Annotated in this window: 20 protein-coding genes; 15 read left to right on the forward strand and 5 right to left on the reverse strand. The window is 69.7% G+C overall.

Annotation, left to right across the window (positions count from 1 at the left end; translation table 11 throughout):
• The first annotated feature begins 3 nt into the window (after nt 1-3).
• The 5 genes from HCA44_RS06010 (at nt 4) to HCA44_RS06030 (ending at nt 5,333) form a co-directional block, all read left to right on the forward strand.
• Nucleotides 4-873: an ABC transporter permease gene (locus HCA44_RS06010; RefSeq protein WP_169647611.1), complete on the forward strand. Its 870-nt coding sequence runs from the start codon at nt 4-6 to the stop codon at nt 871-873.
• On the forward strand, nt 870-1,598 hold the full coding sequence (locus HCA44_RS06015) for an ABC transporter ATP-binding protein (protein ID WP_169647612.1): 729 nt from the start codon (nt 870-872) through the stop codon (nt 1,596-1,598). The genes HCA44_RS06010 and HCA44_RS06015 overlap by 4 nt, the downstream gene beginning before the upstream one ends.
• A 56-nt stretch (nt 1,599-1,654) precedes the next feature.
• Nucleotides 1,655-2,707: an ABC transporter substrate-binding protein gene (locus tag HCA44_RS06020; protein ID WP_169647613.1), complete on the forward strand. Its 1,053-nt coding sequence runs from the start codon at nt 1,655-1,657 to the stop codon at nt 2,705-2,707.
• 161 nt (nt 2,708-2,868) lie between these two features.
• On the forward strand, nt 2,869-3,810 hold the full coding sequence (locus HCA44_RS06025) for a sulfite exporter TauE/SafE family protein (RefSeq protein ID WP_169647614.1): 942 nt from the start codon (nt 2,869-2,871) through the stop codon (nt 3,808-3,810).
• A gap of 236 nt (nt 3,811-4,046) precedes the next feature.
• Nucleotides 4,047-5,333: a DUF4185 domain-containing protein gene (locus tag HCA44_RS06030; RefSeq protein WP_346764596.1), complete on the forward strand. Its 1,287-nt coding sequence runs from the start codon at nt 4,047-4,049 to the stop codon at nt 5,331-5,333.
• Nucleotides 5,334-5,337: 4 nt separating this feature from the next.
• Here the strand turns inward: HCA44_RS06030 and HCA44_RS06035 are convergent, their stop codons facing one another.
• A complete protein-coding gene (locus HCA44_RS06035) occupies nt 5,338-5,922 on the reverse strand; it encodes a TetR/AcrR family transcriptional regulator (RefSeq protein ID WP_169647615.1) in 585 nt (194 codons plus the stop codon).
• A gap of 97 nt (nt 5,923-6,019) precedes the next feature.
• Between HCA44_RS06035 and HCA44_RS06040 the strand changes: the two genes are divergently transcribed.
• The 10 genes from HCA44_RS06040 to purM all read left to right on the forward strand — a co-directional run bounded on the left by HCA44_RS06040 (nt 6,020) and on the right by purM (nt 19,456).
• The gene (locus HCA44_RS06040; protein ID WP_169647616.1) at nt 6,020-7,276 is read left to right on the forward strand and encodes a macrolide family glycosyltransferase; all 1,257 of its coding nucleotides are present in this window, start codon (nt 6,020-6,022) and stop codon (nt 7,274-7,276) included.
• 202 nt (nt 7,277-7,478) lie between these two features.
• Nucleotides 7,479-8,576, forward strand: a complete 1,098-nt coding sequence (gene rsgA / locus HCA44_RS06045; RefSeq protein WP_169647617.1) for a ribosome small subunit-dependent GTPase A — start codon at nt 7,479-7,481, stop codon at nt 8,574-8,576.
• Between the two features lie 78 nt (nt 8,577-8,654).
• A complete protein-coding gene (locus tag HCA44_RS06050; protein WP_169647618.1) occupies nt 8,655-9,941 on the forward strand; it encodes a M18 family aminopeptidase in 1,287 nt (428 codons plus the stop codon).
• 74 nt (nt 9,942-10,015) lie between these two features.
• Nucleotides 10,016-11,284: an MFS transporter gene (locus HCA44_RS06055; protein ID WP_169647619.1), complete on the forward strand. Its 1,269-nt coding sequence runs from the start codon at nt 10,016-10,018 to the stop codon at nt 11,282-11,284.
• Between the two features lie 159 nt (nt 11,285-11,443).
• Nucleotides 11,444-13,723 (forward strand): phosphoribosylformylglycinamidine synthase subunit PurL, encoded by a 2,280-nt coding sequence (gene purL, locus HCA44_RS06060; protein ID WP_169647620.1) that lies wholly within the window; start codon nt 11,444-11,446, stop codon nt 13,721-13,723.
• Between the two features lie 63 nt (nt 13,724-13,786).
• Nucleotides 13,787-15,499: an alpha/beta hydrolase gene (locus HCA44_RS06065; protein WP_206037817.1), complete on the forward strand. Its 1,713-nt coding sequence runs from the start codon at nt 13,787-13,789 to the stop codon at nt 15,497-15,499.
• Entirely contained in the window at nt 15,496-16,167 is a 672-nt protein-coding gene (locus HCA44_RS06070; RefSeq protein WP_346764597.1) for a CPBP family intramembrane glutamic endopeptidase, read from the forward strand. The genes HCA44_RS06065 and HCA44_RS06070 overlap by 4 nt, the downstream gene beginning before the upstream one ends.
• Before the next feature lie 12 nt (nt 16,168-16,179).
• Entirely contained in the window at nt 16,180-16,566 is a 387-nt protein-coding gene (locus HCA44_RS06075; RefSeq protein ID WP_169647622.1) for a sterol carrier family protein, read from the forward strand.
• 115 nt (nt 16,567-16,681) lie between these two features.
• A complete protein-coding gene (purF, locus tag HCA44_RS06080; protein ID WP_169647623.1) occupies nt 16,682-18,259 on the forward strand; it encodes an amidophosphoribosyltransferase in 1,578 nt (525 codons plus the stop codon).
• A gap of 99 nt (nt 18,260-18,358) precedes the next feature.
• Nucleotides 18,359-19,456 (forward strand): phosphoribosylformylglycinamidine cyclo-ligase, encoded by a 1,098-nt coding sequence (gene purM / locus HCA44_RS06085; protein WP_169647624.1) that lies wholly within the window; start codon nt 18,359-18,361, stop codon nt 19,454-19,456.
• Nucleotides 19,457-19,638: 182 nt separating this feature from the next.
• Here the strand turns inward: purM and HCA44_RS06090 are convergent, their stop codons facing one another.
• From HCA44_RS06090 to HCA44_RS06105, 4 genes are all read right to left on the reverse strand, one after another.
• Nucleotides 19,639-19,812 (reverse strand): DUF3073 domain-containing protein, encoded by a 174-nt coding sequence (locus tag HCA44_RS06090; RefSeq protein WP_169647625.1) that lies wholly within the window; start codon nt 19,810-19,812, stop codon nt 19,639-19,641.
• A 246-nt stretch (nt 19,813-20,058) separates the two neighbouring features.
• Entirely contained in the window at nt 20,059-21,012 is a 954-nt protein-coding gene (locus HCA44_RS06095; RefSeq protein ID WP_169647626.1) for an asparaginase, read from the reverse strand.
• Nucleotides 21,009-21,680: an MOSC domain-containing protein gene (locus HCA44_RS06100; RefSeq protein WP_169647627.1), complete on the reverse strand. Its 672-nt coding sequence runs from the start codon at nt 21,678-21,680 to the stop codon at nt 21,009-21,011. The genes HCA44_RS06095 and HCA44_RS06100 overlap by 4 nt, the downstream gene beginning before the upstream one ends.
• Nucleotides 21,677-22,765, reverse strand: a complete 1,089-nt coding sequence (locus HCA44_RS06105) for a folate-binding protein YgfZ (protein ID WP_206037820.1) — start codon at nt 22,763-22,765, stop codon at nt 21,677-21,679. The genes HCA44_RS06100 and HCA44_RS06105 overlap by 4 nt, the downstream gene beginning before the upstream one ends.
• Nucleotides 22,766-22,829 lie beyond the last annotated feature (64 nt).

Below are 22,829 nucleotides of genomic sequence, written 5' to 3' on the forward strand. Positions count from 1 at the left end.
GACATGACCGCGACAACGACCGACACCGTGCGCGCCGCAGGCGCCGCAGTCGTGAACCCACCGACTCCCGTCGATCCTGGCGAGGCACCGGCCCGTGGCGGGTTCTGGGCGCGCCACCGATGGACCGTCATCCGGCTGCTCTCGCCGGTCGCGCTCCTCGTGCTGTGGCAGATCGGCAGCGCCGCGGGCCTCATCTCGCAGCGCATCCTGCCCGCGCCGTCACTGATCGCCGATGCGGGCCTCGAACTGGTGCGGAACGGCGAACTCGTCGACGCGCTCGGGGTGTCCGGGCTGAGAGTGGCGCTTGGTCTGCTGCTCGGGGGCGTCGTGGGCGTCGCGCTCGGTGCCCTCGTGGGCCTGTCGCGGGTCGCGGAGGCGACCGTCGACCCGCCGCTGCAGATGCTGCGCGCCCTGCCCCATCTCGGACTCATCCCGCTGTTCATCCTGTGGTTCGGAATCGGCGAGACGCCCAAGATCCTGCTCGTCGCACTCGGCGTCGCATTCCCCCTGTACCTCAACACCTTCTCGGGAATCCGGCAGATCGACGCCAAGCTGTTCGAGACCGCATCCGTGCTCGGCTTCTCGTGGTGGCAGCGGTTCACCACGATCATCCTGCCGAGTACCGCGCCGCAACTGCTCGTGGGGCTGCGCCAGTCGCTCGCGATCGCGTGGCTCTCGCTGATCGTCGCCGAACAGATCAACTCGGACGCGGGCCTCGGCTTCATCATCAATCACGCACGCGACTTCCTGCGCGTCGACACGATCATCTTCGGGCTCGTGGTCTACGCGTTGATGGGCATCGCGACCGACGGCATCGTGCGACTGCTCGAGAAGCGCGCGCTGCGGTACCGAGGCGAAGGGGACACGAAGTGACCGCAGCGCGAATCGAACTCGCCGCGTCGTTGCGCGGAATCGACAAGTGGTACGGCGACAATCAGGTGCTTGCCGACGTCGATCTCGACATCGCGCGCGGCGAAATCGTTGCGCTGGTGGGCCGCTCGGGCTCCGGTAAGTCCACGCTGCTGCGTGTGCTGGCCGGGCTCTCGCGCGATCACACGGGCGACCGGCACGTCGCGGGCTCGCCCGCGGTCGCATTCCAGGAACCGCGGCTGCTGCCGTGGCGCAGCGTCCGCCGCAATGTCGCGTACGGCCTCAACACCGCGGGTGTCCGCGGTGCGGAGGCGCTCGCCGCCGCCGACCGCACACTCGACGAGGTCGGTCTCGCCGACAAACGCGACGCGTGGCCGCTCACATTGTCGGGCGGTCAGGCGCAGCGCGTCGCGCTCGCCCGTGCGCTCGTGGGTGAGCCCGAATTGCTGTTGCTCGACGAGCCTTTCGGTGCGCTCGACGCGCTCACGCGACTCGACATGCATGCCCTGCTGCTGGCGCTGTGGCGAAGGCACGGCTTCGGTGTCCTGCTCGTGACCCACGATGTCGACGAGGCCGTCGCGCTGGCCGACCGGGTCGTCGTCCTCGACGACGGTGCGATCGCCGACGACGTGCACGTCGATCTGCCGCGCCCGCGTGAGCGCGGGACCGCGGCATTCGGCCGCCACCGTTCACGCCTGCTCACCGCTCTCGGCGTCCACGCCGGTTGAACCCCACCCGCCACCGCGCTCCGTTGTCGAAGCCCGTGATCGAAAAGGAAGTCTCCATGCGTTCCGCCTCCTCACCGCGTGCTGCCCGGCCGGGCAGCCCCCGATGGACCCGTGTCGCCGCCGTCGTCACGGGCCTGGTCCTCGCGACGGCGACCCTCTCGGGCTGCGTGCAGCGTGAGTCGAATGCCGGCGCGACCGACGCTCCCGAACTCGTTCCGACGGACCAGCTGTCGGAAGTCACCCTGCAGGTGGGGGACCAGAAGGGAGGTACCGAGGCGCTGCTGCGTGCGTCGGGCCAACTCGACGACGCGCCGTACACCGTCGCCTTCTCGACGTTCATCTCCGGGCCGCCGCAGATCGAGGCCGCGACCGCAGGCAAGATCGACTTCGCGGTCACCGGCAACACACCGCCGGTGTTCGGCGTCGCATCGGACGCGCGCATCAAGGTCGTGTCGGCGTATGCGAACAATGCCTCGGGCGACCGGATCCTCGTCGCGCCCGGCTCGCCGCTGAAGTCGGTGCAGGACCTGCGTGGCAAGCGCGTCGCCGTCGGCAAGGGCAGTTCCGCGCACGGGCACCTACTGCTGCAGTTGAAGAAGGCGGGCCTGGCGGTCGACGACCTCGAGTGGGCCTTCCTGCAGCCGGCCGACGCGCAGACCGCATTCCAGGCGGGGCAGGTGGACGCGTGGGCGGTGTGGGATCCGTACACCGCGATCGCGCAACTCGGTTCCGGCGTCGACACTCTCACCACGGCCGAGGGCGTGTCGAACGGCTACGGATTCGGCATCGCGTCCGATCAGGCGCTCGCGGACCCGGCGAAGAACACCGCTCTCCGGGATCTCGTCACGCGCATCGCGCGCGCGTCGCAGTGGGCGGTCGAGCATCCCGACGAGTGGTCCGCCGACTATGCCGCTGCCGTCGGTATCGATCCCGAGGCAGCGAAGCTCGCCCAGGGCCGGAGCCTGCGCCCGGCCATCGCGCTCGACGACGACGTGATCGCGTCGGAGCAGGAGCTTCTCGACGCATTTGTCGACAGTGGCGAGATCCGGACGGAGGCGTCGTTCGGCGACTACGTCGACACCCGGTACAACGACGCGGTGCCGGCCTGATCGCACATCTGCACCCTGTCAACAGTTGCGATCAGTCGGGTGTTTTCCCTGTTCGTGCCGCGTGAGGGTGCCTACGGTTGCGTATCTGCCTCGATACCCGGGGCGTCCACCCTTGCCCGCCGTCAGGGCGGGATATCGCAGCAGCACACAGGAGTGAGCACGTGAGAACCCTGATCCTCATCGGTCTGGTCGGGCTCGCCGCCCAGCTGGTCGACGGCAGCCTGGGCATGGCATACGGCGTCACCACCACGACCCTGCTCCTCGCGATCGGTACCAACCCCGCTGCGGCGTCGGCCACGGTGCACCTCGCCGAGATCGGAACGACTCTCGTGTCGGGTCTGTCGCATTGGCGGTTCGGCAACGTCGAGTGGCGCGTCGTCGCGAAGATCGCGCTGCCCGGCGCCGTGGGCGCCTTCGTCGGCGCCACCGTGCTGTCCACTCTGTCGACCGAGGCGGCCGCGCCCGTCATGGCGACGATCCTGCTGCTGCTCGGTCTCTACATCCTCGTGCGCTTCACGCTGCTCGGGATCCCGCGTCATCGGCTCGGCAGGCCGCTGCGCAAGCGGTTCCTCGCGCCGCTCGGCCTGGTTGCGGGTTTCGCCGACGCGACCGGTGGCGGCGGATGGGGGCCCGTCGGAACGCCGGCAATCCTTGCGAGCGGCCGGCTCGAGCCGCGCAAGGTGATCGGCTCGATCGACGCGAGCGAGTTCTTCGTCGCCGTCGCCGCAAGCCTCGGATTCCTGTTCAGCCTCGGTTCGCAGGGGATCGACTTCACGTGGGTGCTCGCGATCCTGGCGGGCGGTGTGATCGCCGCGCCGATCGCGGCGTGGCTCGTGCGTCATGTCCCGCCGCGCCTGCTCGGTGCGTCGGTCGGCGGCATCATCGTTCTCACCAACGCACGCAGCCTCATGCGCAGCGACTGGCTCGACGTGTCCGGCGCGATCACGACGGTCGTCTACGTCGTGATCGTCGTGGTCTGGGTCGCCGCGTTCGCGTACTCGCTGCGCGCCTACCTGCAGGACCGCGAGCGCGAATCGGCCGACGCCGTCACTGCCGACGCCACCACGTCCGAGCGCGAGGAAGGCGAGACGGTGACCGTGTGACGCGGGGTGCCGATGGTGCTCGCGAGAGCGTTGATAACGATTGGCGCCGAAGTGACGAATCGGACGCACGTGCATGATTGGGTGTTGCTCGACATCGGTACGCCGCTGCCCGCGGTGGTCTCGATCTCCGAGCGAAAGGACGCCCTGTGCGCACCACCCGGTCCCCGCAACGAACACGGTTCTCCGCACAGGCTCGGACGCAGTCGTCCGTCCGCTCCCGATGGGTGTCGGCCGCGGTGGCTGTCGGCGTCGCGACGACACTGTCGGTCGCGGTCGCGGCCCCCTCGGGCGCACAGGGCGGGCCGTGCGGGCAGGACGGCTCCGGCAGTTCGGGAAGCAGCACGGGCAGCTCGACGGGTTCGCTTGCCGGCCTCGGTATTCCGTGGCTCAGTGGCCGTCCTGACGGTGGTGTGCCGCAACTGACCGGCCGCACCCAGGCGCTCGAGATGGTCACCGGCCCCGGCTCCCCGAACGAGACGATCGAGCGGTTCAACGTCTCGGGCACCGACCTCGGGATCATGTGGGACGGTGGGGCGGGCCAGACCCTCATGGCATTCGGCGACACCGTCGGCGACTGCGATTCCCCGGGCGGCGACTGGCGCAGCAATGTGCTGTTCCGCAGTGCCGACCAGGACCTGTCCGACGGCATGCGCATCGACTCGTCGCCGCTCGATGCGCCGAACCACTCGAAGCAGGTCATCCACGGACTGCTGAACCTGCCGCCGGGCAGCCCGATCGAGTACACCGTCATCCCCACCGCGGGCATCGCCGTCGGCGCAGATCAGTACGTGCGGTTCATGTCGGTGCGCAGCTGGGACACGCCGGGCAACTGGACCACCAACTATTCGGGCCTCGCGCGGTCGACGGACAACGGCGAGACGTGGACCGTCGATCCGGCCACCGCGCGCGCGAACACGCCGGGTGTCGACGTGCCCGGACTGCCCGCGGTGGCGGCAGGCAACGAGAACTTCCAGCAGAGCGCGTTCGTGCACGGCGCCGACGGCTGGCTGTACGAATTCGGCACGCCTTCGGGGCGATTCGGGCCCGCGCGGCTCGCGCGCGTGCAGGGTGCCGACATCGACAACCTGGCCGCGTACGAGTACTGGAACGGCTCGACGTGGGAGCCCGACATCTCGGCCGCCGCGGACGTCATCCCCGGTTCGGTGAGCGAACTGTCGGTGCAGTGGAACAGCTACCTGAACAAGTTCGTGGCGATGTACACCGATCCGGTCAAGGGCCTCGTGATCCGGCAGGCCGAACAGCTCGAAGGACCGTGGAGCGGTACCGAGACGATCCTCAGCTCGGTGCTGCTGCCGTCGCTCTACGGCGGTTTCATGCACCCCTGGTCGGACGGCCGCTACCTGAACTTCGTGCTCACGACGTGGGACCGGTACAACGTGCTCTACATGCGCACGGACCTGAACGGTCTGCAGCGGGCCGCGACCGACGCGGCCGACCGTCCCGACCCGGCCACCACCGGCGAGGCGCAACTGCTGCGGATCGACTACCCCGAAGGGGAGTGAGCGTTCACGGCGCGATCGCGCGCATCGCGAGAGCGACGACGGCGTCGGCGTGCTCGTCGCCGAGGGGGAGCGCGCCGGTCTGCCAGCGGTGCGTCGTGGGGCCGAAGAACAGTTCGAAGGCGACGGCGTCGGCCACGTCGTCGCGCATCTGTCCCGCGGCACGCGCCGACGCGAAGCGGGTGTGCGCGGCGTCGAGTTGCCGACTGAAGAGCACCTCGGCGATGCGTGCGCGCAGCGGTGCATCGCCCATGGCCTCGATGAGGATCGCACGGTAGAACGCGCTGAACTCCTCGCCGGCGAATTCGTTCTCGGTGGCGCGCAGTACGTTCAGCATGTCGACGGCGAGATCGCCGGTGTCCGGCAGGGCGTAGGCGTCGCCGTCGGGCAGGTCGCGCGCAAGGACGTCGACCACCACCGCGCCTTTCGACGGCCACCAGCGGTAGATCGTCTGCTTGCCGACTCCCGCCCGCGCGGCGATCCCTTCGACGGTGATCTTCGGGTAGGGCACCTCACGAATCAGCTCGGCGGTGGCGTCGAGAACGGCGGTGCGGGCACGTTCGGACCTGCGGGGATGGGCTGCCTCGGACATGACGCGAGTGTAGACGAGACGTTCCGTCTTGACAGGGAGCACATCGTGCCGCTCAGTAGATGAGACGAGACGGACCGTCTTGAGAATGGAGTCGTCCATGCCCGCACACATCGCTGTCGTGAGCATTCCCGCCCCCGGCCACGTCAACCCGAGCCTCGAGGTCGTCCGCGCCCTCGTCGCGCGTGGGTATCGCGTCACGTACGCGAACGATCCCTCGATGCGTGCCGTCGTAGAACGAACCGGCGCGCAGTTGCGGCCGTACGCGAGCACACTTCCGAAGGTCAACCACGCGGCGGCCGCGGAAGAGTCCGAGGGGGTCGAGGACGCCGAGAAAGCGGACTGGGGGAGCGACGCGATCGACGCGCTCACGCTCTTCCAGACCGAGTACGAGTCGATGCTTCCGCAACTGCGGGCCCTCTACGAGAACGACCGGCCCGACCTGTTCCTGTACGACATCGCCGGAATGCCTGCGCGGATCCTCGCCGAGCAGTGGGGGATTCCGATCGTGCAGATCTCGCCCACCTACGTCGCGTGGGAAGGGTACGAGGCCGACATGGCCGAGTTCACGCGGTCGATGCGCGCCGACCCGCGTGGCGCGGCCCTGCACGAACGGCAGCAGCAGTTCCTTCGCAACGAGGGGATCGACGCGGACGCCGACAGCTTCCTCGGCAGGCCACCGCGCGCCGTCGTCCTCATCGCGAAGTCGATGCAGCCCAATGCCGATCGCGTCGACGAATCGGTGTACACCTTCGTCGGCCCCGCACTGCCCGAACACCGCGACGCCGACGGAGACTGGACCCCGCCCGAGGGCGAGCGCGCGCTGCTGGTGTCGCTCGGCACAGCGTTCACTGCCGACGCCGGGTTCTACCGGCGTTGCATCGACGCGTTCGGCCCGATGGACGGCTGGCGACTGATCCTGCAGATCGGCAGGACCGTGGACCCGGACGACCTCGGCGAACTACCCACCAACGTCGAAGTCCACCGGTGGGTGCCGCAATTCGACATCCTGCGGCACGCCGACGCATTCGTCACGCATGCGGGTATGGGCGGCTCGAGCGAGGGCCTCGCGACCGGGACGCCGATGATCTGCGCGCCGCAGGCCGTCGACCAGTTCGGCAACGCGGACGCGCTCGTCGAGGCCGGTGTCGCTGTGCGCGTCGACAGTGAGACCGTGACGCCGCAGGAGTTGCGCGAGGCGCTCGACCACATCACGTCCGAATCCGTCCGTACCCGGTCGCGGGAGCTGGCGGACGAGATGCGCGCCGCGGGCGGGGCCGCCGCTGCCGTGGCCGTAATCGAATCCGCGCTCGAGCAGGCGGACTGGGCTGCGGCGAAAATCGCTGGTGGGCGATGATCGACCGGTGTTACGGTCCGGTCCATCCGAGTTCGCCCCCCCCGGGGGGGCCTGACCCGTGTGGTTCGAATCTGTAGTGCGACGAGACAGGAGGTGGGCTGATGAGTACGGCGAAGACCGCTGCCCAGTGCAGCACCCCGACCAAGCTGACCTCCCGGGCCCCGGTCTGATCGAAAGGGGCTCCTCCTCGAAGGATCCCACCGTGAACTCGCCTTACTCCTCACCTGCGTCCTCGTCGGCCGGTTCGTTGTCCGCGCTCGGCTGGGACGACTCGTTCGAAGCGCTTTTCGCCGAGCACGCGGCCGCGGGCCTGGTGCCCGCTCGCGTCACCCGGGTCGATCGCGGCCGCTGCGACACGCTCACCGCCTCGGGGCCGGTCCGCGCCGCCGGCGCGGCGGTGACGTCTGCGGACCCCGTCCATTCCGTCTGCACCGGCGACTGGGCAGCACTTCGCCCGGGCCCGGATCCGGAACTGGTCGCGCTGCTGCCGCGCCGCACCGCGATCGTCCGGGCATCGGCGGACCGGACCTCGCATCAGCAGGTGCTGGCGGCGAACGTCGATTCGGTCGTCGTCGTGGTCTCGCTGGCGATGCCGCTCAACGAGGCACGCATCGAGCGCCTGCTCGCGTTGGCCTGGGACAGCGGTGCGAAACCGGTCGTCGTACTCACGAAATCGGACACCGTGGACGAACTCGGTGCGTCCACGGCCTCGACAGCAGTCGCTGCTCTGGCCCCCGGCGTCGACGTCGTCGCCACAAGCGGCGCGTCGGGTGCGGGACTGGACGATCTACGGACAGTAGTCGCGGGGACCACGGTGCTGCTCGGCCCGTCGGGCGCGGGGAAGTCCACTCTCGCGAATGCCCTCCTCGGACGAGAGCTCATGGATACCAGCGAGGTGCGCGCCGCGGACGGCAAAGGCCGGCACACGACGGCACACCGCGAGTTGCTGCCGCTGCCGGGTGGCGGCGTGCTCATCGACACCCCGGGCCTGCGAGGTATCGGGATCCAGGATGCTGCGGATGGTGTCGATCGGGTGTTTTCCGACATCGAAACCTATGCGCGGGATTGCGCCTTCCGCGATTGTGAGCACCGGAGCGAACCCGACTGCGCGGTCCAGGACGCCATCGTCGCCGGCGCACTGGATGTGGGCAGGCTCGATCGGTACCGCAAGCTGTTGCGCGAAAGCGAGCGGGCTGCTGCCCGAGGAGACGCTCGCCGGTCGGGTAAGCGCAGCGACGAGAAGAAGCAGATCACCCGGGATCTGCGCGCCACCTATCGATTCCGAAACCGCCAGCTGTGAGCACTTGACGAGTCCAGGTACGCCGAAAACGCTCACAGGTCGTGCGGCGCCCGGGCGCGGCCCTGTCATGATGTACCCATGCCGTCGTTGACCACGTGGACCAATGCCGAAGGACTCTGCCGATTCGTCGACGCGTCGCCGTCGCCTTTCCATGTGTGCGCGACGGTGTCGTCGGAGCTCACCTCGGCGGGCTTCACGCGGCTCGACGAAACACAGTCGTGGCCCACCGAACCGGGCCGCTACTTCGTCGTGCGGGGTGGTTCGCTCATCGCGTGGAGCACCGAGGGTGTCGGTCGCACCGCACCGTTCCGCGTCGTCGGTGGTCACACGGACAGCCCCAACCTGCGCGTCAAACAGCATCCCGATCTCGCGGTCGCCGGCTGGCAACTCGTCGGCCTCGAGCCGTACGGAGGCGCGTGGCTCAACTCGTGGCTCGACCGCGACCTCGGCGTCTCGGGGCGGCTGTCGGTGCGCCGCGGCAACACCGCCGAGGACGTCCTGGTCCGCATCGACGACCCGGTACTACGGGTGCCGCAACTCGCGATCCACCTGTCCGAGGACCGCAAGGGAGTGGCTCTCGACCCTCAGCGAAATGTCAACGCGGTGTGGGGGATCGGCGACGAGCCGCGCTCGTTCGTCGGTTTCGTCGCGGACCGTGCGGGAGTCGCACCCGACGACGTCCTCGGCTGGGAGTTGATGACGCACGATCTCGCGCCGAGCGCACTCACCGGCCCCGAGGAAGAGTTCGTCAGTGCTCCGCGTCTCGACAACCAGGGCACGTGCTACGCGGGCACTCACGCGCTGCTCGCGGCGGCCGACAACCCGAGCGAATACGTCCCGGTGCTCGCACTGTTCGACCACGAAGAGGTCGGCAGCATGTCCGAGCGCGGCGCGTTCTCGGACCTGCTGAACACGGTGCTCGAACGCATCGTGCTGGGGCGCGGCGGCGGACGCGAGGAGTATCTGCAGGCGAAGGCGGGTTCGACGGTCGCGTCGGGCGACATGGCACATGCGACACACCCCAACTACGCCGAGCGGCACGAACCCGCGCATCGCATCCGGGTCGGTGGCGGCCCGGTACTCAAGGTCAACCAGAACCTGCGGTATGCGTCGGACGCCGACGGGGAAGCCGTGTTCGCGCTCGCGTGCGCGCACGTCGGGGTGCCGTTGCAGCGGTACGTCCACCGCGCGGATCTGCCGTGTGGTTCGACGATCGGCCCGATCACCGCGTCACGCACCGGCATCACGACGGTCGACGTCGGCGCGCCGCAACTCGCGATGCACTCGGCGCGCGAGTTGATGGGCGCCGCGGACGTCCGCATGTACTCCGACGCGCTGGCGGCCTTCCTCAGCCCGGTTCCGTGACCCGACCCGCCGTGTAGGGCGCCCGGGCCGCGGAATTCGGCCTACGACAGCGCTGCGTCCGCGAGAATCGTCGAATGGATGTCAGGCGGCGGGTGACCGCGATCGCGCTCGGCGCCTCTCTCGGCGGCCTGCTGTTCGGCGCCGACACGTCGACGATGAACGGCGCCGTCACCGGCCTCGAAACGGCTTTCGGGCTCGAGAGCGGATCGACCGGTCTCGTCGTCGCGATCTCCCTGCTCGGCTGTGCGCTCGGCGCGACTTGTGCGTCCCGTGTGGCGCATCCGCTGGGACAGCGCAACACGATGTGCCTCGGCGGCCTGCTGGTCGTGGTGGGCGCGGTGGGCGCGGCGCTGTCGGTCGGCACGCCGATGCTGATCGTCTTCCGCATCGTCAGCGGCACCGGCATCGGTCTGCTCAGCGTCGTCGTACCCGGGTACATCACCGAGATCGCGCCGCCCGCGATCCGCGGCAGGCTCTCGTCGCTGTGGCAGTTGTCGATCGTGATCGGTATCTGCGGCGGCCTCGTCGTCGACTACCTGTTGCGCCGCGCGGCGGGCGGCGAGGTGGAACCTCTGCTGTGGGGTGGCGCGTCGTGGCGGTGGATGTTCGGGGCCCTGGCGCTCGTCGCGGTCGCCCAGGTGCTCGTGGCGTCGCGCCTGCCGGACAGCGAACACCACCGGCAGCGCGCGAGCGACAGCGGTACCGCGCGGCTGTCGGTGCTGCGGGGCCGTGCGTTCGGTCTCGTGCCGATCGTGTGGGTCGGCATCGCGATGGCCGCGCTGCAGCAGTTCGTCGGCATCAACGTCATCTTCTTCTACTCGACGACGCTGTGGCAGTCGGTCGGCTTCTCGCCGGACGACTCCTTCCAGACGGGCATCGTCACCGACGTCGTGAACATCGCGGCGACGATCGTCGCGATCGGTCTCGTCGACCGGGTCGGCAGACGGCCGCTGCTGCTCGTCGGCAGCGGCGGCATCGCCGTCACACTCGCGGTCATGGCGTTCTGCTTCTCGAAGATCGACGCCGACGGCCTGCTGCCGGGCGGCTACGGGCCCGTCGCGCTGGTCGCCGCGAACCTGTTCGTGGTGTTCTTCGGGGTCAGCTGGGGCCCGCTGATGTGGGTCGTGCTCGGCGAGTTGTTCGACACCCGCGTCCGCACCGCGGCGCTGTCGCTCACCGTCGCGGTCAACTGGCTCGCGAACTTCGCCGTCACCCAGACCTTCCCGACGCTGTCCGACGTGAGCCTGTCGTTCGCGTATCTGCTGTATGCGGTCTTCGGCGTCCTCGCGCTGCTGTTCGTGGCGCGGTTCGTGCCCGAGACCAAGGGCAAGGTGCTCGGCTGATCGCGTGTGTGCTCTGCGTCACCCGACGCACGCGGCCGAGGCAGGCCGGGAAAATCGGTGGCCCGCCCCCGGTAGACTGACCACCGGCAGCGCGGTGCAGATTGCCCGATGTGTGCGGCGCGCCGGCTACGTCTGTCCACGGGAAGGGACCACCGCTCAGTGTCTCCGCAGGTCGATACCGTCTCCAATGCCGCAGCGACGCCCGACGTCGAACAGCCGTGGAAGGAGCTGGGTCTCAAGGAGGACGAGTACGTCCGTATCCGGGAGATCCTGGGCCGCCGCCCCACCGACGCCGAGCTCGCAATGTACTCGGTGATGTGGAGCGAGCACTGCTCCTACAAGTCGTCGAAGGTGCATCTGCGCTACTTCGGCGAGACCACCACCGACGAGATGCGTGCCCACATGCTCGCGGGCATCGGCGAGAACGCAGGCGTCGTCGACATCGGCGACGGCTGGGCCGTCACGTTCAAGGTCGAGAGCCACAACCATCCGTCGTACGTCGAGCCCTACCAGGGCGCCGCGACGGGTGTCGGCGGCATCGTGCGCGACATCATGGCGATGGGCGCGCGTCCGATCGCGGTCATGGACCAGCTCCGCTTCGGTGCGGCCGACGCCCCCGACACGCGCCGTGTCGTCGACGGCGTCGTGCGCGGAATCGGCGGCTACGGCAACTCGCTCGGCCTGCCCAATGTGGGCGGCGAAACCGTTTTCGACGAGTGCTACAACGGCAACCCCCTCGTCAACGCGTTGTGTGCGGGCGCGATGCGGGTCGAGGATCTGCACCTCGCGTTCGCGTCGGGCGTCGGCAACAAGATCATCCTGTTCGGCGCTCGCACGGGCCTCGACGGCATCGGCGGTGTGTCCGTTCTCGCGTCCGAGACCTTCGACGGCGACGGCGGTCCCAGCCGCAAGAAGCTCCCGAGCGTCCAGGTCGGCGACCCGTTCACCGAGAAGGTTCTCATCGAGTGCTGCCTCGACCTGTACCGCGAAGAGCTCGTGGTCGGCATCCAGGACCTCGGTGGCGCCGGATTGTCGTGTGCCACTTCGGAACTCGCGGCTGCGGGCGACGGGGGTATGCACATCCGGCTCGACGAGGTGCCCACCCGTGCACACGGCATGACGCCCGCCGAGGTGCTGTCGAGCGAGTCGCAGGAACGCATGTGCGCCGTCGTCAAGCCCGAGGACGTCGACGAGTTCATGGCGGTCTGCAAGAAGTGGGACGTGCTCGCGACCGTCGTCGGTGAGGTCACCGACGGCGAGCACCTGGTGATCGACTGGCACGGCGAGACCGTCGTCGACGTGCCGCCGCGCACCGTCGCGCACGAAGGCCCCGTGTACGAGCGGCCCGTCGCCCGACCCGAGTGGCAGGACGCCCTCGTGGCCGACACCACGAAGAACCTGACGCGCCCCGAGGGCGCCGACGAGCTACGCGCCACGCTGTTGACGATGATCGGCTCGCCCGCACTGTGCAGCCGCAAGTGGATCACCGAGCAGTACGACCGCTACGTGCGCGGCAACACCGTCCTGGCGGAGAACGCCGACTCGGGTGTCGTGCGCATCGACGAGAAGACCGGTCGCGGCATCGCGCTCGCCACCGACGCATCCGGGCGCTACACCAAGCTCGATCCGTACACCGGCGCCCAGCTCGCGCTCGCCGAGGCGTACCGCAATGTCGCCGTCACCGGCTCGACGCCCAAGGCCGTCAGCAACTGCCTCAACTTCGGCTCGCCCGAGGATCCCGCGGTCATGTGGCAGTTCCAGCAGGCGGTGCGAGGTCTCGCCGACGGCTGCGCGCAGCTCGGCATCCCGGTCACGGGCGGCAACGTGTCGTTCTACAACCAGACCGGCGCCACCGCGATCAACCCGACCCCGGTCGTCGCGGTGCTCGGCGTCATCGACGACGTCCACCGCCGCATCCCCACCGGCATCGGCCTCGAGCCGGGCGAAACTCTGTTCCTGCTCGGCGACACGCGCGACGAGTTCGACGGCTCGATCTGGGCCCAGGTCGCACACGGTCACCTCGGGGGCGTTCCGCCGAAGGTCGACCTCGAACGTGAGCGGCTGCTCGCCGACATCCTGCTCGCGTCGTCGCGCGACGGCCTGGTGTCGGCCGCGCACGATCTGTCCGAAGGCGGTCTCGCGCAGGCCGTCGTCGAAGCCGCGCTCGCGGGCGAGACCGGCTGCCGCATCCTGCTGCCCGAAGACGAGGACCCGTTCGTCACGCTGTTCTCGGAGTCGTCCGGCCGTGTGCTCGTCGCGGTGCCGCGCACCGAGGAAACCCGCTTCACCGGAATGTGTTCCGCGCGCGGTCTGCCGTGCGTGCGCATCGGTGTCGCCGACGAGGGCTCCGATTCGGTCGAGATCCAGGGCCAGTTCTCCGTCACGCTCGACGAGCTGCGGAAGGCACACGAAGGCACGTTGCCCACGCTGTTCGGGTGATGCGTGACCGATTATCGGACCGACTCTCATGCAGCTGATCGGTCGCGGGAACGCCACCCGCGACTGATCGATCCGGCACGTCTGCACGGTCCGATCCTCGACAGCACGTGGGACATCCTCCGGCTCGACTTCCTCGGCATCGCGTTCGGTGCGCTGTTCTTCTGCTGGTCGCTCACGCCGTCGCTCCTCCCACGAGACTGGCTGTTCCAGGGCATCATCGGCGGCATCGACGCGGCCATCGGTTATGCGATCGGCACCGTCGTGTCGGCGCTCGCCCGTCGGTACGTGCTGCGCCGCTACACGTGGTGGCCCGTCCGCGAACCGTGGGCCACCGCCGGGAAGGCGTTCGTCGTCGTGACGTCGGCGCTCGTGTCGCTCGTGATGCTCGTGTACTCGGCCGGCTGGCAACGCGAGATCGCGCGGCTCATGGACGTCGAGGGCACCACGACGTCCGGGTACATCCGCACCATCGCACTGAGCGCCCTCGTCGCGGCCACACTCGTCGCGCTGTGGCGCGTGCTGCGCGACATCGTGCGCTGGATCGCCGGCCGGCTCATCCGGACGCTGCGGCTGTCGGTCCCCGTCGCCACCACGATCGGCGTCGTCGTGGTGGTCGTGCTGTCGCTGCTGCTCGTCGACGGAATCCTGCTGCGCGGCACGTACTCCGCCGTCAACAGTGCGTTCAGTCTCGAGAACGACGGCACGCAGGAGGGCATCGAGCAACCGTCGAGTCCGGAGAAATCCGGCAGCCCCGACTCCCTCGCGCCGTGGGACACGCTCGGCCTGCAGGGCCGCAACTTCGTCGCCCGCGGGCTCGACTCGACGCGACTCGAACAGTCGAGCGGCAAGCCGGCGAAGGAACCGATCCGGGTGTACGCGGGCCTCGAGACTGCCGAGGACACCGATGCGCGGCTGGACGTCGTCGTCAAGGAACTCGAACGCACCGGGGCCTTCCAGCGCGAGGTGCTCGTCGTGATTCCCACGACCGGCACCGGCTGGGTCAATCCCACGGCCGCGGAAGCGATCGAGCTCGTCCACAACGGCGACAGCGCGCTCGTCGCCGCCCAGTACTCGTACCTGCCCAGCTGGATCTCGTTCCTCGCCGACCGTGACAAAGCCGCCGAGGCCGGCCGCAGGCTCGTCGACAAGGTGCGAGACCGGTGGCTGCAGGAGCCGGTCGAGACGCGGCCGAAGCTCATGGTCTACGGCGAAAGTCTCGGCACGCAGGCCGGAGAAGGGGCGTTCGCGAACCTCGCCGAGCTGCGCGCGAAGGTCGACGGCGTGCTGTGGGTCGGGCCGCCGAATTCGAACCCGTTGTGGCGCAGTCTCGTCGAACGACGCGATCCGGGTACTCGGGAGATCGACCCCACCTACGCGGACGGTCTGGTCGTGCGCTTCGCCAACGATGCTGCGGGGATCGGACGCGGCGGCGACACGTGGCTCACGCCGCGCGTGCTCTATGTGCAACATCCGTCCGACCCGGTGGTGTGGTGGTCGCCCGACCTGCTGTTCAACCGGCCCGACTGGCTGCACGAGGTGCCCGGCTACGACCGCACGCCGTCGATGAAATGGTTCCCGTTCGTCACCTTCTGGCAGGTCTCCGCCGACCTTGCGAACGCCGCGGGAGTGCCGGACGGGCACGGCCACAACTACGGCACGCTCGTGCTCGACGGCTGGGTCTCGGTGGCGCAACCCGAAGGCTGGACGCCCGACGACACCGAACGGGCGCGCGCGACGCTCGACGCCTACCGAGACACCGAGGGTCCCGAGAAGTGACGGGCCTGCGTCCGCGGCGGTGGCATGCCGTCGCGCTCACCGCGGCCGCGGTCGCGTGGAACAACGTCGTGCTGCCCGCAACCGGCGCCGGGCCGCGCGTGCGGGCCGCGTCGGGTGCCGCGCTCGCGTTGGGTGCAGTCGGTGCCGCACGCGCCGCCGGATACACCGCGGGCGACCTCGGGCTCGCTCGTGCCTGCGTCGGCCGCGGCGCTCGCGTCGGCGCGTGGGCGGCCCTCGCACCCGCAGCTGTGTTCGCCGCGGCGACCGCGGTACCGGCCGCGCGGAGACGCGTCGGCTCGCCGTCGCGGAGTGCCGGGGCCGTCGAACGGAGCGACGCGGCCGAATGGATCCTCGTGCATATTCCGATCGGCACCGTTCTCACGGAGGAACTGCTGTTCCGCGGCGCGCTCTCGGCATCGCTCCTGGCCTGGCCCGCCGGGTGGGGGAGCGCGCTGCATGCTGCGGCATTCGGGCTGTGGCACGTGCGCGGCGCGCGCGTCGCGGGCGAGTCCGTCGCCGGGACCGTCGTGGTCACGGCCGCGTCGGCGCTCGTGTTCGACGCGCTGCGACGCGGCACGGGCAGCGTCGTCGCGCCGATGCTGCTGCATTTCGCCGTCAACGCCGCTGGCGCCGGGGCGGTCCTCGTGGCCGCGCGGGCGCTGTCGTAGGTTCGGAGGACCATGCCTGCTCGTCGCCGTGTCGATCCCGCCGATCTTCGCTCCGCCCTGCTCGTCGTCGTGCCGTGGCTGCGCGGCGAGACCGACGAGGCGCCGCCGCGCGCGGTGCTCGCCTCGGCCGTGCGGCTCAGCGCACGCACCCTCGAACAGATCGCGCCCGGGTCGAGCGTCGAGGTGCGGGTGCCTCCGTTCGTCGCCGTCCAGTGCATCGAGGGCCCGCGGCACACCCGTGGCACACCGCCCAACATCGTCGAGACCGACCCACGCACGTGGCTGGAACTCGTCGTGGGCCTGCGCAGCGTCGAGGACGACGACACGCGACGCGCGGTCACCGCCTCGGGCACGCGTGCGAGCGAGATCGCGCACTGGCTGCCGTTGCTGCGGATGTGATCGTGTGTGTCCCCTCACGTCGGGTCGGGAATCCGCACTACGGACGGTGAGCCGTGTCGCACCGCCACGTAGACTGGAGTGGCACCCACCTCGCCCCGACCACAAGGGAGTTCCGGTGACTCGAGCCGACCTGTCGGTCCACAGTCGAAATCTCCTCGCCCCGAGTACACCCGAACCCGAGCAGCCGGAGAACGAGCCGCGCGAAGAGTGCGGCGTCTTCGGGGTGTGGGCGCCTGGCGAGGACGTCGCGAAGCTCTCCTACTACGGGCTCTACGCGTTGCAGCATCGCGGTCAGGAAGCCGCGGGCATCGCGGTCGCCGACGGCTCCCAGGTGCTCGTGTTCAAGGATCTCGGCCTGGTCAGCCAGGTGTTCGACGAGCAGAACCTCGCCGCGATGCAGGGCCATGTCGCGGTCGGGCACTGCCGATACTCCACCACCGGTTCCACCACGTGGGAGAACGCGCAGCCCATCTTCCGCACCACGTCGGCGGGCACAGGCATCGCGCTCGGGCACAACGGCAACCTCGTCAACACCGCCGAACTGTCCGAACGGGCCCGCACCGCCGGGCTCGTCAACGGGTCGATGCCCGGGGCCACGTCCGACTCCGACGTCGTCGGCGCACTGCTCGCGCACACCGCCGCCGACACCACAATCGAGCAGGCCGCACTCGAACTGCTGCCCACCCTGAAGGGCGCGTTCTGCCTCACGTTCATGGACGAGAACACGCTGTACGCGGCACGCGACCCGCACGGCGTCCGTCCGCTGAGCCTCGGCCGGCTCGACCGTGGATGGGTCGTCGCGAGCGAGACCGCGGCGCTCGACATCGTCGGAGCCGCATTCGTGCGCGACATCGAACCCGGCGAGCTCCTCGCGATCGATGCCGACGGCGTGCGGTCCTCGCGCTTCGCGCCGCCCGAGCCGAAGGGCTGCGTATTCGAGTACGTCTACCTCGCCCGCCCCGACAGCGTCATCTCGGGCCGCTCGGTGCACGCCACGCGCGTCGAGATCGGCCGCCGCCTCGCGAAGGAGCACCCCGCGGAGGGCGATCTCGTCATCCCCGTGCCCGAGTCCGGTACGCCCGCCGCCGTCGGTTTCGCGCAGGGCTCGGGCATCCCGTTCGGCCAGGGCCTGATGAAGAACGCCTATGTCGGCCGCACCTTCATCCAGCCGTCGCAGACCATCCGTCAGCTCGGCATCCGTCTCAAGCTCAACCCGCTGCGCGAGGTCATCCGCGGTAAACGGCTCATCGTCGTCGACGACTCGATCGTGCGCGGCAACACGCAGCGCGCGCTCATCCGGATGCTGCGCGAGGCCGGCGCACTCGAGATCCACGTGCGCATCGCGTCACCGCCGGTGAAGTGGCCGTGCTTCTACGGCATCGACTTCGCGTCGCCCGCCGAGCTCATCGCCAACGGCGCGGGGGGCACCGAGCACGACAGCTTCGCCGAGATGATCGACGGCGTCCGCAGGTCGATCGGCGCCGACTCGCTCGGCTACATCTCCATCGACGGCATGATCGCCGCCACCGAGCAGCCCGCGTCCCGGCTGTGCGCGGCGTGCTTCGACGGCGAGTACCCGATCGAGCTGCCCGCGGAGAGCCGCATGGGCAAGAACGTGCTCGAGGGCCTGCTCGCGGCGGGCGAGCCGCTGTCGCACGCCAACGACAACGTCGACGCACTCAGTCGTCCCTAGCACCGCTCCGGTACCGTGAGAACGCACTGGTCGGCGTCATCGCCGCTGCGTGCGATCCCAGACGAATCACCCGAGCACGACAGGCTGGAGCACAACCCCATGACCGAGGACCCGACACGTCGCACAGGCGCTTCGTACGCGGAAGCGGGCGTGGACATCGAGGCGGGCGATCGCGCCGTCGAACTGTTCGCGCCGCTCGCCAAGAAGGCCGGGCGCCCGGAGGTGCTCGGTGGCCTCGGTGGTTTCGCCGGCCTGTTCTCGCTCAAGGGCGACTACACCGAGCCGATCCTCGCCGCGTCGACCGACGGCGTCGGCACCAAGCTCGCGATCGCGCAGGCCCTCGACAAGCACGACACGGTGGGTCTCGACCTCGTCGCGATGGTCGTCGACGATCTCGTCGTGTGCGGCGCCGAGCCGCTGTTCCTGCAGGACTACATCGCGGTCGGCAAGGTCGTTCCCGAGCGCGTCGCCCAGATCGTCGGCGGTATCGCCGAAGGCTGCGTCCAGGCCGGGTGCGCGCTGCTCGGCGGCGAGACGGCGGAGCACCCCGGCGTCATGGCGGACGGCGACTACGACCTGTCCGCCACCGGCGTCGGTGTCGTCGAAGCCGATCAGCTGCTCGGCCCCGACCGCGTGCGCCCCGGCGACGTCGCGATCGCGATGGGCTCGTCGGGCCTGCACTCGAACGGCTACTCGCTCGCCCGCAAGGTGCTCCTCGAGATCGACCACATGAACCTCGACGCACACGTCGACGAGTTCGGCCGCACGCTCGGCGAAGAGATGCTCGAACCCACCCGCATCTACGCCAAGGACTGCCTCGCGCTGGCCGCGGAGACCGACGTCCGCACGTTCTGCCATGTCACCGGCGGCGGACTCGCCAACAACCTCGCGCGCGTCATGCCGAAGGGCCTCGTCGCCGAACTCGACCGCGGCACGTGGAGCCCCGCCCCGATCTTCGCGATGATCGCGCAGCGCGGCCGCGTCGAACGCGCCGAGATGGAGCAGACGTTCAACATGGGCGTCGGCATGGTCGCGATCGTCGCGCCCGAGGACGTCGACCGCGCGCTCGCCGTGCTCACGGCCCGGCACATCGAGTGCTGGACGCTCGGCAGCATCAAGAAGGCGCATGACGTCGAAAAGGGGCAGGCGGCGAACGACGAGCGCGCCGTGTTGCTGGGCGATCACCCGCGCTTCTGACCCACTGTCCGCACCCCTCTTTCCCGTCGCGATGTCACATTGTGTGCGCTGGATGCACATGATGTGACATTGCGACCGGGTATGGGGGAGCGGGCGACCAGGAGAGGCGTGTTCGGACTACCCGCGACAGCACGAAGAGGGGGAGCCACTGTAGTGGCTCCCCCTCTTCGTGTATCGAGTACTCAGCGGCGCCAGTCGTCCTCGTCGTCTCGCTGATCCGAGTAGGCGTCGTCTCGATGCGAGCTCGACGCACCCGACAGCTCGCGCTGCAAGCTGTCGAAATCGGTGGTCGGTACGCTGTACTTCAGCTCGCGTGCAACCTTGGTCTGCTTTGCCTTAGCCCGGCCGCGGCCCATGGCTGACCCCCTCGCGCTTTCGCGGGGCGGCCTGGGGAATTTGGCGGCCCCGTTTGAATGTGTAAGTTCCTGCCCCACACTTTAGCGTGGAAAGCGCGCTCGTGCCTCCATCCGCCCGGCACCGATGTGTCTGATTGCTCTCATCACGCGTGCGAGCAGCGGAAAAGCGCCTGCGGACTGCGAAGAAGCTTTCGCGATTCGGAAAAAAGCCTGTGTGGTCTGTTTCTGCCCGCGCAGCGCGTGGTTTCAGAGGATTCCGGGTATCGCGCGCACCGTGCCGACCCTGGCCCCGCCACCCAGCACCGGTCGCGACGCGAGGGCCGCGAGATCCTCGCTCGATTCGCCGAGCACGCGATGGGCGACGGCGGCGACGAGCGGCAACCGTGCGCGTTCGTGGCCGTCGTCGATCTTGAACGCGAAGGACGTGCCGTCGTCGAACACGCCCGCATGGACGCCGTCTGCTCCCGACTTGCAGAACAGGCCTGGCACCGTCGTCATGAGGGCGAGATCGTCGGTGCCGGTGCCCGACATCAGCCGTGGGAACTCGCGCACCGACGACACGACCGCCGACTCGGGCGTGTCAGCGGGTGCCGACGCGAGCACGCGATAGCTGTTCGCCAACTGAGAGAGCGAGAGCGGAATGATCGGCAGGCCGCAGCCGTCGATCGCGAACTCGCCGTCGGCGTCGCCGGTGAGCGCGGCGAAGACGTCGGCGACCGCGAGCTGCATCGGGTGCGCCGAGTCGAGGTAGTCGCCGAGCGGCCAACCGTTGACGGCGCACGCCGCGAGCATCGCCGCGTGCTTGCCGGAACACTCCATGTAGAGCGGCTGCGGCAGTTCGCCCGCGGCGATCAGTTCGGCGCGGGACAACTCGTCGGCCGGCAGCGCAGGTGGACAGCGCAGTGCCGACTCGTCGAGCCCGTGCCGCGTGAGGATCCCACGGACGACGTCGAGATGATCGGACTCGCCCGAGTGCGACGCGGTGGACAGCGCCACCTCCTCGGCGGACTCGGGGGCGAACCCGATGCGCATCGCTGCGACCGCCTGCCACGGCTTGTTCGCCGAGCGCGGGAAGATGGGCGTGTGCACCTCGCCGAGGGCGACGAGCGGACGCTGCTCGGCGTCGAGGACGACGAGCGAGCCGCGATGGACGCACTCGCGAACCCCGGAACGCACCACTTCCACCAGGTCGACACTCACGAGCGGGCCTCCGTTCCCCGTACCTGCGCGTCGTGGCGGGCGAGGTGGTAGTCGATGCGTTCGATCGTGCTGTCCGCAAGAGGCGCGCCGCTCGCACGCAGGCGCGCCAGGACGTCGGGGTCGGTGCCCGCGAACACGTCGCGCACCGTGACACCGTGTGCCGGCCGCTCGAGCAGTTCGACGCGGTCGCCTGCCCGGACGCGGCCCTCCCGGCGCACCGCGAGGTAGGCGCCGGTGTCGGCGCGCTCGGTGAATCGCCGCACCCAGCGCGGTTCGCCCGACCAGTTGCCGAAGGTGGCGCACGGTGTGCGGGGGCTGGTGATCTCGAGTTCGCACTCGCCGACCCGCCACCGCTCGCCGAGCACGGCGTCGGTGGGGGAGAAGCCGTCGACACGCAGGTTTTCGCCGAACCAGCCTGCGGGCAGGTCGCGGCCCAATTCTGCGGCCCATCGGTCGGCTTCGCCCTTGGCGTACGCGTACACCGCCTTCGACGCGCCGCCGTGGAACTCGACGTCGCAGACCTTGTCGCCGGCGAGGCCGGTGATGTGCACGTCGACGGGGCCCGCGACGGGCCGCTTGTCGATCGCGGTGCGCGGTACCCGGCGTACACCGCTGTCGCGTTCGGCGAACAGCACGCACACCGCCGTGACGGTGCCGAGCAGGCTCATCGGCCGCGCAACTTCTCGATCGCCGCGCGCCCGGCCTGGACGCGGTTGTCCGCGACGATGGAGTCGGCGTCGATCGCGGCGGCCACGCCCGCGACCTCGAGCGGAGTGTCGGCGGGCACCGACCGCTTGATCAAGGCGAGTGCGACGGGGCCGAGTTCGTGATGGTCGACGACTGTGCCGAGACGGCCGATCGTGCGGCCGCCCGCGCTGACGTCGGCGCCCGGTTCGGGCCGGGTGTCGGCGCTGCCGTCGAGGTGCAGCAGCACCAGATGCCGCGGCGGCTTGCCCAGGTTGTGTACGCGCGCGACGGTCTCCTGCCCGCGATAGCAACCCTTGTCGAGGTGTACCGCGCCGTGCGCCTCCGCACCACCGATCCAATGCACCTCGTGCGGGATCGTGCGCTCGTCGGTGTCGAGGCCGATGCGCGGACGCAGCGCCACGGCGCGCAGCGCGTCGAACGCCCACGAGCCGGCGGGCGCGGCACCTGCCGCGGTGAGCCTGTCCCACCACTCACCGAGCGCGGCGCGTGGCACGAGCAGGTCGAAGGACGACGAGGTGGGCCACGGCATGCGGCGCACGAAACCACCGCCCGCGATCGCGACCGCGCGGTACGGCTCGGCGGGCACGTCGAGCTCGAGCGCCGCGAGCACCGACGGCGCGTCGGGGCCGAGCAGGCTCAGCACCGCGAGGTCGTTGCCGTCCCGGGGGTCGACCTGCGACCAGAACACCATCTTGCGCAGGAAGGACAGGAGATCGGGGCCCCGCCCCGCCTCGGTGTCGATCCACGTCGTGCCTTCGAGGTCGGTGAGCACGAAGTGGTGTTCGACGCGGCCGTTGATGTCGAGGCTGAGGTTCTCGGCGCTCGCGCCGTCGGGCAGGTCCGTGACGTGCTGCGATGAGATGGTGTGCAACCAGCTCAGCCGCTCGGCGCCCGCCAGCGCGACGACGAACCGGTGCGATCGGTCGACGACCGCGGCGGATCGCTCGGCGGTGCGCTGCTCGCGGAGTGGATCGCCGTAGTGCCACGCGACGCCCGCGTCGAGTGACTCGGCGGGTGCGGGGACGGCGTCGGGGCGAGACAGCAAGGGGCTTTGCGGCGCCTCGTCTCGGGGAAGCCCGCCCCGGGTGAGCTCTGACGAATCATGTGTG

The sequence above is a fragment of the Rhodococcus sp. HNM0569 genome (assembly GCF_012726205.1).
In the GTDB taxonomy this organism is placed as follows: Bacteria; Actinomycetota; Actinomycetes; order Mycobacteriales; family Mycobacteriaceae; genus Rhodococcus_F.

Excerpts from the sequence above, each read along its gene's own strand:
- HCA44_RS06090 (WP_169647625.1), bottom strand. The coding sequence starts at position 19,812 with ATGGGCCGCGGCCGGGCTAAGGCAAAGCAGACCAAGGTTGCACGCGAG.
- HCA44_RS06035 (WP_169647615.1), bottom strand. The coding sequence starts at position 5,922 with ATGTCCGAGGCAGCCCATCCCCGCAGGTCCGAACGTGCCCGCACCGCC.
- HCA44_RS06040 (WP_169647616.1), top strand. The coding sequence starts at position 6,020 with ATGCCCGCACACATCGCTGTCGTGAGCATTCCCGCCCCCGGCCACGTC.
- HCA44_RS06055 (WP_169647619.1), top strand. The coding sequence starts at position 10,016 with ATGGATGTCAGGCGGCGGGTGACCGCGATCGCGCTCGGCGCCTCTCTC.
- HCA44_RS06050 (WP_169647618.1), top strand. The coding sequence starts at position 8,655 with ATGCCGTCGTTGACCACGTGGACCAATGCCGAAGGACTCTGCCGATTC.
- HCA44_RS06075 (WP_169647622.1), top strand. The coding sequence starts at position 16,180 with ATGCCTGCTCGTCGCCGTGTCGATCCCGCCGATCTTCGCTCCGCCCTG.
- HCA44_RS06010 (WP_169647611.1), top strand. The coding sequence starts at position 4 with ATGACCGCGACAACGACCGACACCGTGCGCGCCGCAGGCGCCGCAGTC.
- HCA44_RS06020 (WP_169647613.1), top strand. The coding sequence starts at position 1,655 with ATGCGTTCCGCCTCCTCACCGCGTGCTGCCCGGCCGGGCAGCCCCCGA.
- HCA44_RS06100 (WP_169647627.1), bottom strand. The coding sequence starts at position 21,680 with ATGAGCCTGCTCGGCACCGTCACGGCGGTGTGCGTGCTGTTCGCCGAA.
- purM (WP_169647624.1), top strand. The coding sequence starts at position 18,359 with ATGACCGAGGACCCGACACGTCGCACAGGCGCTTCGTACGCGGAAGCG.